Source organism: Streptomyces apricus, from assembly GCF_008369065.1.
Lineage (GTDB): Bacteria > Actinomycetota > Actinomycetes > Streptomycetales > Streptomycetaceae > Streptomyces > Streptomyces apricus.
Window position 1 is genome coordinate 912,229 of sequence record NZ_VDFC01000046.1, and the last position, 10,905, is coordinate 923,133.

Sequence of the window (10,905 nt, forward strand, 5' to 3'; positions counted from 1 at the left end):
ACCGTGCGCTGCGGCGGCACCGGTCCGCCCCCGCCCGTCCCCCGCGACCGGCTGCGCTACGAGATCGGTTCCGCCTCCAAGACGTTCACCGGACTGCTGCTGGCCCACCTGACCCAGTCGGGCCTCCTGTCCGCGGGCGCGCCGGCCGCGGTCTGCCTGGACCCGGCCCGCCCGGCCGGCCGGGACCCCGTCATCCTCGCGCACCTGATCACCCACACGTCCGGGCTGCCGTCCCTGCCCGCCGACTTCTACCCGCGGGCCCTGCCCACGTGGCACAGCAACCCCTACGCCGGCTATCCGGACCGGCTGGTGATCGACGCCTTCCTGCGCCGCCGGCCGCCCCGGCGCCCCGGCACCCGCTGGCGCTACTCCAACTTCGGTGTCGCCGTGCTCGGCCACGCCCTGGCCGCCGCCACCGCGACGCCCTGGGACGACCTGCTCACCACCCAGGTGCTGCTGCCCCTGGGACTGCGCGGCACCGCCCTCGGGCCCGCCGGGCCGGACACCGACGCCACCGGTCACCGCAGGGACGGCTCTACGCCCACCCCGCCGTTGACCGTCGGCGGCTTCCGGTCGGCCGGCGCCGTCAGGTCCACCCCGTACGACCTGCTGACGTTCCTCGAAGCCCATCTGGAACCGGCGGGCCGGCCGCTGGCCGGTGCGCTGCGGGCGGTGCGCCGTCCGGTCCTGCGGCGTGGCCACAGGCGCCGGCACGTGCACACGGTGGGCTGGTTCCAGCACGCCACCGGGCACGGTCCGCTGTACTTCCACTGCGGCGCCACCCTCGGCCAGCAGGCCTTCCTGGGCTTCCGGCCCGACACCGGCACGGCGCTGGCCGCCGTGTGCACCCGCCGCTTCCGGGTCCGTGACGCCTTCGTGGCGACGGCGTACGCGCTCCTCGCCGAGGAGTGAGGCGCCGCCGTCACCGCGCGGGCGTCGGACCCTCCGTCAGACGCGCTGCCACAGGGCCGGGGTGAGGGCGGGCTGCCACGCGCCCTGCGCCTGGTGCGTCTGCAGGCACGCGTAGGTGGCGCCGTCGTAGGTCACCCGCATGCCGGTCCCGTAGACGCTGCCGGCGCGCCAGCTGCCCGAGGGGCCGTCCTGCGGACCGTCCTGCGGGCCGGGCGTGCCGCCGCCCGTCGCGGTCTTCAGCGTCAGCCCGTACTCCGTGAGCAGCGGGTTGATCGGCTGGTGGAAGGTGGTGCCGCCGCTGGTGCAGTCGCCGCTGCCGCCGGAGGTGACGCCCTGGGCCTGCGTGCCGGAGACGTAGGAGCCGCCGGAGTCGCCGGGCTCCGCGCACACCGTCGTACGCGTCACCCCCTCGATGGTGCCCTCGGCGTACTGGACGCTGGTGCCGTGCTGCTCGATCGTGCCGCAGTGCCAGCCGGTGGTGGAGCCCGACCGGCAGATCGCCGCGCCCACCAGCGCCTCCACCGAACCGGTGACCTGCACGTTCGTCTCGCCCTCGCCCTTGACGGCCGGGGTGGCGGTCCACTCGCTGTTGACGCTCACCCAGGACATGTCCTTGCCCGGGAAGACCGACGCCTCGAACGTGCCCTGGGCGACCTTGTTGAAGCCGGTCGTCTTCGCCCCGGCCTTGCCGCAGTGCCCGGCGCTGGCGAAGCCCTGCTTGGCGTCCTTGGTCACGGAGAAGCCCACCGAGCAGCGGGCCTTGTCGTCGATGTAGTACGCGTCGCCGCCGCGGACGTCGTGCAGGGCGCGGGGCCGGTCCGCCGACACCTTGACCTCCACGAGCCCGCGGTCGACCCCGGCCGCGGTGATCAGCCGGTCGGCCGCCGCGCCGCTCGTCGCCTGCACCGTGACCCGGTTGGTCCGTACGTCGACGTACCGGACCGGGGTGTCGAGGGAGCCGCCCGCCGCCGCGGCGTCCAGCTTCGCCTTGACGGCCGCCAGGTCCCGCAGCGCGTTGCGGACGACCTTCGCCCGCGCCCCGTCGGCCTCGATGGCGGCGACCCCGGCGGCGTCCGTGGTGGCGATGGTCAGGTCGGTGGAGGTGGTGCCGCCGACCCAGGCGCCCGCGAAGTGCTTGCCCAGCGCGTTCTGGATGCGGCCGGCGCGGGTGCCCGCCTCCGCCTCGTTCACCAGCCGCGCCCTGGCCTGCGCTCCGGTCAGCCGCAGGTCGCGCTGGAGCGCGCGCAGCAGGCCCGCCGAGGGCCGGTCGGCGCCGAGCGTCTGGGCGGCCGAGGCGGGCGCCGGCGCGGGGGGTTCGGCGGCCGCGGCCGCGGGCAGCCCGGTGAGGACGAGTGCGCCGAGCGCGGTCAGGGCGGTCCGGTTGGTTCTGCCGGTGTTTCTGTGGACCATCGGGTGGGCTCCTCGTTCTCGGGGGTCCGGTGGCGACCGGGGGTGGAGAACACAGTCCTTGCCGACATGGACTCAGAAAATGTCCGGCGGCGCGCAGTTCGGCCGCTTCGGGCGACACGAGGGGTCCGCCCGGCGGAGTACCGGGTGCCGACGGAGCGTCGCACCGGGTACGGGCACCGGGCGTGGACGCGGGGCACGGATCCGGGGCGCGGAGGCCGTGCGTCCGTACCGGACAGGGCGCCCGTAGCGGACCGGCCGTCGTCAGACCGGTTCCAGGCCCGGGTTGCCCGCCTCGGTGACGAAGGACGCGGCGGTGCTGACCGGTGCGCCCGGCGTCGTCACGGCGGTGACCGTGCGGAAGTCGGCCCGCGCCTTCTCCCGGTCCAGGGAGACTCGCACGTAACCGCGCCGCCCGTTGTAGAACTTCAGGTGCGGGTTGGCCTTCATGTACGTGTCCCAGTTGCCGGGCCGGTCCGCGCCGTCCTTGCCGCTCGCCACCGAGGTGGCGACGATCTCCGTGCCCAGCGTCTTCGAGGCCGGGTCGTCGAAGTCCTCCTTGATGTCGAAGGCGTACCCGACGTGCACGTCCCCCGTCATGACCAGCAGGTTGTCGATCCCGGCCGACTTCATGCCGTCGAGGACGCGCCGGCGCGAGGCCCGGTAGCCGTCCCAGGCGTCCATGGACGTCCTGGCGTCGGGGCCGACGTCGAACCGGCGCTGGGAGAAGCACACCTGCTGCGGCAGCACGTTCCACAGCGCCTGCGAGGCGCGCCAGCCGTCGATCAGCCAGTTCTCCTGCGTCGTGCCGGTGAGCGTGCGCGCCGGGTCGTCCGTCTCGGGCCCGGGCGCGTGCAGGGTGTCGCCGTACGCCTGGTCGGAGCGGTACTGGCGGGTGTCGAGGACGTCGAACTGCGCGAGCGTGCCCCACTGGAGGCGGCGGTAGAGCTGCATGTCCGGGCCGCTGGGCTGCTGCGCGCCGCGCAGCGGCTGGTTCTCCCAGTGCGCCCGGTAGGCGGCGGCGCGCCGCAGCAGGAACTCCTGCGGCGGGTCGTTGTTCTCGCTGATGGCGCCCGCGTAGTTGTTCTCGGTCTCGTGGTCGTCCCAGGTGACCACGAAGGGGTGTCTCGCGTGGGCGGCCTGCAGGTCCGGGTCGCTCTTGTAGAGGGCGTACCGCAGGCGGTAGTCCTCCAGGGTCTTGGCCTCGCGGTTGTAGAGGGCGGGCAGTTTGCGGTCGGTGTAGTCGCGGGCGCCGCCGGCCGAGTTCACGGCGTACTCGTACAGGTAGTCGCCGAGGTGGAAGACCACGTCGACGTCGTCCTGCGCCAGGTGGCGGTGCACGGTGAAGTAGCCGTCGTGGTAGGCCTGGCAGGCCACGGCCGCGTAGGTGAGCTTCGCGGCGGCGGCCGTGGTGGCCGGGGCCGTGCGGGTGCGCCCGGTCTCGCTGATCCAGCTGCCGGTCTTGAACCGGTAGTAGTAGACCCGGCCGGGGTCCAGGCCCTCGATCTCGATGTGCAGGCTGTGGTTGTACTCCGGGTAGGCGATGGCCAGGCCCCAGCGGACGACCGTGGCGAAGCGCTCGTCGCTCGCGAGCTCCCACTGGACGCCCACGTACTGCGAGGGCAGGCCCCCGCCCGGTTCGTACGGGGACGGGGCGAGCCGGGTCCACAGCACCACGGAGTCGGGCAGCGGGTCTCCGGACGCGACGCCGAGCGTGAACGGGTCGCTGGGGATCCTCGCCCCGTCGAGCTCCTTGCCGACCGCGACGCCCCGGGCGGGCAGATTGGCGGAGAAGGCCAGGGCGGCGGCCGCGGCGGTGACCGTGAAGAAGCGGCGGCGCCCGAAGTGCCGTGCGGCGGTGCGCAGTTCGGGGTCGTGACGTGACGAGGTGTCCTGCGTCAGCGGTCTGCGGCGGCCTGCCAGGGCCATAGGACGGCTCCTCTTGCGGTTGACGGCACAACGGACCCACGGGCTGTGTGCGGCGGGGCCACAGGACGCGGATCACCGCATGCTAAACGGATAAAGCTCACAAATACGGCAAGCTTCGTTGACGGCAGCGCCGCGCCGCGGTCCGCGGAAGCCGGTCCTACGCGCCCGGCGGCGCACCACCCGGACTACGAAACTCCGCTTGTCGTCGGCGCCTTGGCCGGTTGCGGGGCAGGTCACGGGGTATCCGGAAGCCCCGTACGAGGACCGGCACGCGTACGGGTACACGCACGAGCAGCGAAGGAGAACCACCATGGCGACGCAGAGGACGACCGAGGTGTCCGAGCTGGGCCCGCTGGAGCGCGGCACCAGGCAGCGCGGGCAGTTGCGGGTCCGCGTCATGGACATCGCCTGGACGGCGCTGTGCACCGTCCTGGCCCTGTGGGCCGTATGGAGCATCTTCGACGTGGTGGACGGAGCGGCCCACTGGGCCTACAGCGCGGTGGCCTGGGTCCTCCTCGCCATCACCCTCACCCTGCGCATCACCACGATCCGCCGCCGCGCACGGGTCTGACGGCCGTCCGCCCCGGCCGTGCAGCACCGGTGACGGAGCGGGCCGCCCCGCCGTCAGCCGAGCGGGGGCGGGGTTTCGACCACCGCCGCGATCAGGTCGTGGATCAGGGCCTCGTGCGGTGCGCGGCCCTCCTTGAGGCGGTGCAGGTCCGCGGGGCCGAACCAGGCGTACGCGGAGTTCTTCGTCCGCTCCAGGGCCGGGCGGTCCAGGTCGCCGTCGACCTCCACCAGGAAGTCCGCCTCGTGGCGCAGGCCGTTCCCGTCGTCGCCCGTCCAGGTGCTGACCCGGAGCAGGCGGCGTACGCGGCGCAGGTGCCACCCTGACTCCTCGTGGATCTCGCGGGCCAGCGCCTCCAGCAGGGTCTCGCCCGGCTCCACGTGGCCGCCCAGGACGTCCCAGGCGCCGGGGTACAGGCGCCGGTGCGGGCCGCGCTTCTGGGCGAAGGCCTCGCCCCGGCCGTTCAGGACCACCGCGCCCACGGTCCACACCTCCCCCGCCGCCGGCACGGGCACCTCCACACCGAGGGACAGCACGGGCGCCGCGTCCGTCCCTCGGGAGCCTTCCGGGTCCAATGGGTTCAAGGGGTTCAAGGGGTTCACTGCCCGCGGAACGCCTCCTCCAGCGTGAACACGACCGTCTGGCCGAATCCGGGCGGCAGACGCAGGACCGTCGTCGACGACGGACGGCTCGGACATGGCACCTCCACGGACGACGGAAGAACCCACAGGATGGCATCGGGTCGGCGGGCGGACACAGAGCGTTGCGCTATTCCCGTACACGCGTACGAGAACACCCCCCGTGAGGAGACACACACCAAGTGAGGTCGAGGAAAGACGGGGAAGGAGATTTGGAACCCGATGGGAGGTTGTCGTGGACGGTGGAGATCTGGAACTGGGTGAGCTGCTGGCCGCTGCCGAGGCCGCCCCACCCGGCGAATCCGTCGATGTGGTCGCACGCAACCTGCAGAAGAGGTTCGGCGCGGAGCGCGTGTCCTTCCTGTTCGTCGACCTGATCGGTCAGCGGCTGGTGCGGCTCAACGCGTCGGGCGCCGACGAGGGCGTCGAGCCGACCGGACCGATCGAGCTGCGCGGCAGCGTCTACGACGCCGTGCTGCAGAGCCAGCGTCAGCACATGGAGGCGGACGGCCGGGGCGGGCAGCGCGTCATCACGCCCGTCAGCAACCGCGGCGACTGCATCGGTGTCCTGGAGATCACCCTGCAGCACGCCGACGACACCGTGCTCAGGCAGGTGCGGGAGGCCGCGCACGCACTGGCGTACATCATCGTCACGGACCGTCGTTTCACCGACCTGTACCACCTGTCCCGGCGCACCACCCGGGCCAGCCTGGCCGCGGAGATCCAGCACCAGCTGCTCCCCACGGCGTCCAGCTGCGAGTCGTCGCAGTTCGCGCTCGCGGCGGGGCTGATCCCGGCCGACGACATCGGCGGGGACACCTACGACTACACGCTGGACCGCGACACCCTGCACCTGTCGATCACCGACGCCATGGGGCACGACACCGACTCCGCCCTGCTGGCGACCCTGCTGCTCGGCGCGCTGCGCGGGGCCCGCCGCGGCGGCTGCGAGCCGGTCGCCCAGGCCGAGCAGGCCCATCGGGCCCTGATGAAGCACAACCGCGGTCTGGCCACCGGGCAACTGCTGTGCATCGAGCTCGGCTCGGGCCTGTGCCGGCTGGTCAACGCGGGGCATCCGTGGCCGCTGCGGCTGCGCGACGGCGCCGTCGAGGAGGTCAGGCTCTCCGTCAACCTGCCGTTCGGCGTGCCGGCGCCGTTCCCGTACCGGGAACAGGAACTGCCCCTGCGGGCCGGTGACCGGCTGGTCCTGCTCACCGACGGCATGCAGGACCGCGGCGCCGCGGCCGTCGACCTCGCCGCGCTCGTGCACGAGACGCGCGACCTGCACCCCAGGGAGGCGGTCCGGGTCCTGACGGCCGCCGTATGGGAGACCTGCCGGGGGAACCTGGCCGACGACGCCACCGTCATGGTCCTGGACTGGTACGGCACCCCGGACGCCCCGGCGGCAGCGGTCACCTGAGTCCGCGGTGATTGTTCGCGGCATCCGGGTACTTGGCAGCCGAACATCCGGTACGGGCGGCCACGACCGCTCCGGCACGCTCCGGCCGCCCGGGCTACGAAGGGACCGCTTGTGGTTGAACCTCGGAAGGCGTCGGCCTCCAACAGCGACGAGGACCCCTCCGTCGAGACGGAACTGCTCGCCGGACTGCTGGTGGACGAGGAACGCCCCGAGCAGCCCGTCCTGCTGGACGGCGACGGCAAGCCCCTGGACACCTGGCGCGAGAACTACCCGTACGACAGCAAGCTGCGCCGCGGGCCCTACGAGCGGCAGAAGCGCATCCTGCAGATAGAGCTCCTCAAGCTGCAGAAGTGGGTGCGGGACACCGGGCAGCGGATCGTCGTGGTGTGCGAGGGGCGCGACGCGGCCGGCAAGGGCGGCACCATCAAGCGGTTCACCGAGCGGCTGAACCCGCGCGGTGCCCATGTGGTGGCGCTGGACAAGCCCACCGAGAAGGAAGCCGGGCAGTGGTACTTCCAGCGTTACGTGCCGCACCTGCCGAGCGCCGGCGAGATCGTGTTCTTCGACCGGTCCTGGTACAACCGGGCCGGCGTCGAACGCGTCATGGGTTTCTGCACTCCGGCCGAGTACAAGCTCTTCTACGAGCAGGCGCCCGTCTTCGAGAAGATGCTGACCGACGCCGGGATCGTGCTGGTCAAGTTCTGGTTCTCGGTGTCGCGCGCCGAGCAGCGCACCCGGTTCGCCATCCGGCAGGTCGACCCCGTGCGGCAGTGGAAGCTGTCCCCCACCGACCTGGCCTCGCTCGATCTGTGGGACGCCTACACGGAGGCGAAGGTCGACATGTTCCGCGCGACGGACACGCCGTACGCCCCGTGGACCGTGGTGAAGAGCAACGACAAGCGCCGGGGCCGTCTGGAGGCCATGCGCCACCTGCTGCTGCGCTGCGACTACGCCGCGAAGGACGAGGAGGCGGTGGGGGCGGCCGACCCGCGGATCATCGGCGCAGCCAACACCCTGCTGGAGGCGGGCGAGGAGCCCACGGACCTCTCCCCCACCCCGCTGTCGCCGCACGTCGACGGACCGGGCCGGCACCCCGAGGACCCGCCGGCACAGGACTGACGGACGGCCGCGCTACCCCTTCGGCTGGGTGAAGCGGATGCTGTTGCCGAAGGGGTCGCGCAGACCGCAGTCGATGCCGTACGGGCGCTCGGTCGGTTCCTCGGTGAACTCGACCCCCAGGGCCAGCAGTGCCTCGTACGTCTTGCGGCAGTCCTCCGTGCTGAAGATGAGGTGGCCGCCCGTGGCGCCCTTGGTGAGCAGTTCGCGGACCTGGCCCGCCGTCTCCTCGGACAGGGCCGGCGGGCCCGGCTTCTCCAGCAGGATCTGGCGCTCCGGGTGGCCGGGGACATTGACGGTCAGCCAGCGCATGAAGCCGAGGTCGACGTCGGCGTTGACCTCCAGACCGAGTTTGCCGACGTAGAAGTCGAGGGCCTCGTCCTGGTCGAGTACGTAGATCTGCGAGTGCGTGATGGCGGTGAACATGCGCACCACGCTAGTGGCGGGACCGGGCGGAAACTTATCCGGAACTGCTCTTCACAGGTGCGGCCGCAGCCACGCCATGGTGAAGCAGGTCGGTACGCCGGCGGCCGTCGCCGCTCCCGTGTCCGCCGCCCGCCCGGCCTCCTTGCGGTAGGCACGCGGGGAGCGGCCCACGATGTCGCGGAACGTCCGGCTGAAGGTTCCGGGGCTGCCGAAGCCGACCTCGAAGCAGATGTCCGTCACGCTGCGGTCGGTCTCCCGCAGCAGGGACATCGCGCGCTCGACGCGGCGGCGCTGCAGGTAGCGGTGGGGCGTCTCGCCGAACGTGGCGCGGAAGGTGCGCGCGAAGTGCGCCGGGGACAGGTGGGCGACGCGCGCCAGGGCCGGGACGTCCAGCGGCTGCGCGTACGCACGGTCCATCGCGTCCCGCGCCCGGAGCATACGGCGGTTGGTCTCCTCTGCGGCACGGCTCACGGCGCCATCACACCACGCCCGCCCGCCGGCCCGCTCTCTCGCTCGCCAGCCCGCCCGTCAGTCCGTCCGTCCGTCAGGAGGACTCCGGCCGCTGGAGGCCCCGCAGGAGCAGGGCGACCAGCCGCCGGGGGTCGTAACGGGGGTCGTCGTCCCGTCCGATGCAGAGGTTGCCGATGCCGCGCATCAGCTCGTAGGCCTGCGTACCGGGTGCGATCTCGTCGGCTTCGGCCGCCGCGTCGAGCAGCTGTGCGCAGACGGGCACCAGCCGGTCGAGGAAGTAGGCGTGCAGCGCGTCGAAACCGCTGCTGTCCGACTGCATCGCGTTGGCGAGCCCGTGCTTGGTGACCAGGAAGTCGACGAAGAGGTCGACCCACCGGCGCAGGGCGGTGAACGGGGAGCCGGCCTCGGCCAGCAGGACCGGGCCGGCCTCGGCGCAGGCTTCGACCTGATGGCGGTAGACGGCGACGACGAGGTCCGCGCGCGTCGGGAAGTGGCGGTAGATCGTCCCCATCCCGACGCCCGCCCTGGCCGCGATCTCGCGGATCGGCGCATCGACCCCCGAGTCGACGAAGACCGCCGCGGCGGCGGTGAGCAGCGTCTGCTGGTTGCGCTGCGCGTCGACCCGCTTGCCGCGGACCGGCGCCTTCCCGGACACGCCCGGCGCAGCCTTGCCCGACCCGTCCGTACCCGGCTTACCCGACTCATCCGTACTGGGCACCGCACTCTCCTTCCGAGGGCCACCAGGGCCGTGACCACGAGGGCCGTTGACAAAGCGGAACAGCGCTCCGTATATTAAATGGAACAACGCTCCGCTTCAGCGTATCCGAAGCGCCGCCCGGCATGTGCTCCTGCGCTCCGTGGCGGCCGAGCCCTCTTCCGTGAACGGACCACACATCATGAGCGAGACCACCCGGACGGCGAACGCCTCCGACCTCCCCGTCCCCGTCCTGTCGGTCGCTCCGGTGGTGCTGCCGGCCCCCGACCGGGCCGTCGACCTCCGGCTGCGCGTCTCCGCGCCGGTGACCGGGGACAACCTGCCGGTCGTCCTGCTCTCGCACGGCCAGGGCCACTCGAACCACCTCTCCTCCCTCAACGGCTACGCACCGCTCGTCAACCACTGGGCGGCGCAGGGGTTCGTGGTCATCCAGCCCACCCACCTGAGCTCCCGCACCCTGTCCCTGCCCGCCGACACCCCCGGGGCGCCGATGTACTGGCGATCGCGGGCGCAGGACATGCGGTTCGTCCTCGACCGGCTCGACGCGGTCGAGGCCGCCGTCCCGCAGCTGCGCGGACGCCTGGACCGGGACAAGGTCGCCGTCGCGGGGCACTCGATGGGCGGGCACACCGCGAGCCTGCTGCTGGGGGCGCGGCTGACCGACCCGGACGACGGGACGGTGGTGGACCTGGCCGATCCGCGGATCAAGGCGGGCGTGCTGCTCGCCGCCCCCGGCCGAGGGGGCGACGCGCTCGCCCCGGGCATCGCCGAGCAGTGGCCCTTCTTCGCCACCCCTGACTTCTCCCGGATGACGACACCGGCGCTGGTGGTCGCGGGCGACAAGGACTCCTCCGCCCACCTGACGGTCATGGGCCCGGACTGGCACGCCGATCCGTACACCCTCTCCCCCGGCCCCAAGCACCTGCTCACCCTGTTCGGCGCGGAGCACGGCCTCGGCGGCATCTCCGGCTACGACGTCGCCGAGACGACGGACGAGGACCCCGGGCGGGTGGCGGCCGTCCAGCGGCTGACGACGGCCTACCTCCGCAGCGAGTTCCACCCCGGCGACCCCGCCTGGCGCACGGCGTGCGAGGACCTGACGACGGGCCCCGGCGCGGTGGGACGGGTCGACAGCAAGTAGCGCGAAGCCGAACGGCCGGCCACCCGTTCGGCTCAGTGCGTCGCGCGCCCGGGCCGAAGGCTTCCTAGCGTCGAGGCGTCACCCGCAACCGTCGCGAAGAGGCCCGCATGGCACGTCGCACCCACCCCCGCACCCACACCCGCACCCGGAGCGCCGCAGGCA

The 10,905-nt window shown here is 72.6% G+C and carries 11 protein-coding genes; 5 read left to right on the plus strand and 6 right to left on the minus strand.

Annotated features, from left to right (window positions below; genetic code table 11):
• Positions 1–912, plus strand: a 912-nt coding sequence (locus tag FGF04_RS24225) for a serine hydrolase domain-containing protein (protein ID WP_235882461.1), incomplete at its 5' end; no start/stop codon positions are given.
• Positions 913–948: 36 nt separating this feature from the next.
• Here FGF04_RS24225 and FGF04_RS24230 read toward each other — a convergent pair.
• Both FGF04_RS24230 and FGF04_RS24235 read right to left on the minus strand, forming a co-directional pair.
• Positions 949–2,322: a carbohydrate-binding protein gene (locus tag FGF04_RS24230; protein WP_149513383.1), complete on the minus strand. Its 1,374-nt coding sequence runs from the start codon at positions 2,320–2,322 to the stop codon at positions 949–951.
• A gap of 261 nt (positions 2,323–2,583) precedes the next feature.
• Entirely contained in the window at positions 2,584–4,248 is a 1,665-nt protein-coding gene (locus FGF04_RS24235; RefSeq protein WP_149513384.1) for an alkaline phosphatase D family protein, read from the minus strand.
• 310 nt (positions 4,249–4,558) lie between these two features.
• On the opposite strand from FGF04_RS24235, the gene FGF04_RS24240 reads away from it, so the two are divergent.
• Positions 4,559–4,819 carry a hypothetical protein gene (locus tag FGF04_RS24240; protein WP_149513385.1) on the plus strand — a complete coding sequence of 87 codons (261 nt, stop codon included), beginning with the start codon at positions 4,559–4,561 and terminating at the stop codon, positions 4,817–4,819.
• Positions 4,820–4,872: 53 nt separating this feature from the next.
• Here the strand turns inward: FGF04_RS24240 and FGF04_RS24245 are convergent, their stop codons facing one another.
• Complete coding sequence (locus FGF04_RS24245; protein WP_408055654.1) at positions 4,873–5,352, minus strand: NUDIX hydrolase; 480 nt, start codon at positions 5,350–5,352, stop codon at positions 4,873–4,875.
• Between the two features lie 337 nt (positions 5,353–5,689).
• Here FGF04_RS24245 and FGF04_RS24250 point away from each other — a divergent pair, with 337 nt between their 5' ends.
• Both FGF04_RS24250 and ppk2 read left to right on the plus strand, forming a co-directional pair.
• Positions 5,690–6,874 carry a PP2C family protein-serine/threonine phosphatase gene (locus tag FGF04_RS24250; RefSeq protein ID WP_149513387.1) on the plus strand — a complete coding sequence of 395 codons (1,185 nt, stop codon included), beginning with the start codon at positions 5,690–5,692 and terminating at the stop codon, positions 6,872–6,874.
• A gap of 174 nt (positions 6,875–7,048) precedes the next feature.
• Entirely contained in the window at positions 7,049–7,993 is a 945-nt protein-coding gene (gene ppk2 / locus FGF04_RS24255) for a polyphosphate kinase 2 (protein WP_235882512.1), read from the plus strand.
• Between the two features lie 12 nt (positions 7,994–8,005).
• On the opposite strand, the gene FGF04_RS24260 is transcribed toward ppk2, so the two are convergent.
• The 3 genes from FGF04_RS24260 to FGF04_RS24270 form a co-directional block, all read right to left on the minus strand.
• Positions 8,006–8,416, minus strand: coding sequence for a VOC family protein (locus tag FGF04_RS24260; RefSeq protein WP_149513389.1), 411 nt, complete (start codon positions 8,414–8,416; stop codon positions 8,006–8,008).
• A gap of 51 nt (positions 8,417–8,467) precedes the next feature.
• Positions 8,468–8,887, minus strand: a complete 420-nt coding sequence (locus FGF04_RS24265; RefSeq protein WP_188114201.1) for a helix-turn-helix domain-containing protein — start codon at positions 8,885–8,887, stop codon at positions 8,468–8,470.
• Between the two features lie 73 nt (positions 8,888–8,960).
• A complete protein-coding gene (locus tag FGF04_RS24270; protein ID WP_188114244.1) occupies positions 8,961–9,542 on the minus strand; it encodes a TetR/AcrR family transcriptional regulator in 582 nt (193 codons plus the stop codon).
• Positions 9,543–9,783: 241 nt separating this feature from the next.
• On the opposite strand from FGF04_RS24270, the gene FGF04_RS24275 reads away from it, so the two are divergent.
• The gene (locus FGF04_RS24275) at positions 9,784–10,743 is read left to right on the plus strand and encodes an alpha/beta hydrolase family protein (RefSeq protein ID WP_149513391.1); all 960 of its coding nucleotides are present in this window, start codon (positions 9,784–9,786) and stop codon (positions 10,741–10,743) included.
• The last annotated feature ends 162 nt before the right edge of the window (positions 10,744–10,905 follow it).

Coding starts and splice junctions, on each gene's coding strand:
- FGF04_RS24260 (WP_149513389.1), bottom strand. CDS start 8,416: ATGTTCACCGCCATCACGCACTCGCAGATCTACGTACTCGACCAGGAC.
- FGF04_RS24240 (WP_149513385.1), top strand. CDS start 4,559: ATGGCGACGCAGAGGACGACCGAGGTGTCCGAGCTGGGCCCGCTGGAG.
- FGF04_RS24230 (WP_149513383.1), bottom strand. CDS start 2,322: ATGGTCCACAGAAACACCGGCAGAACCAACCGGACCGCCCTGACCGCG.
- FGF04_RS24275 (WP_149513391.1), top strand. CDS start 9,784: ATGAGCGAGACCACCCGGACGGCGAACGCCTCCGACCTCCCCGTCCCC.
- FGF04_RS24235 (WP_149513384.1), bottom strand. CDS start 4,248: ATGGCCCTGGCAGGCCGCCGCAGACCGCTGACGCAGGACACCTCGTCA.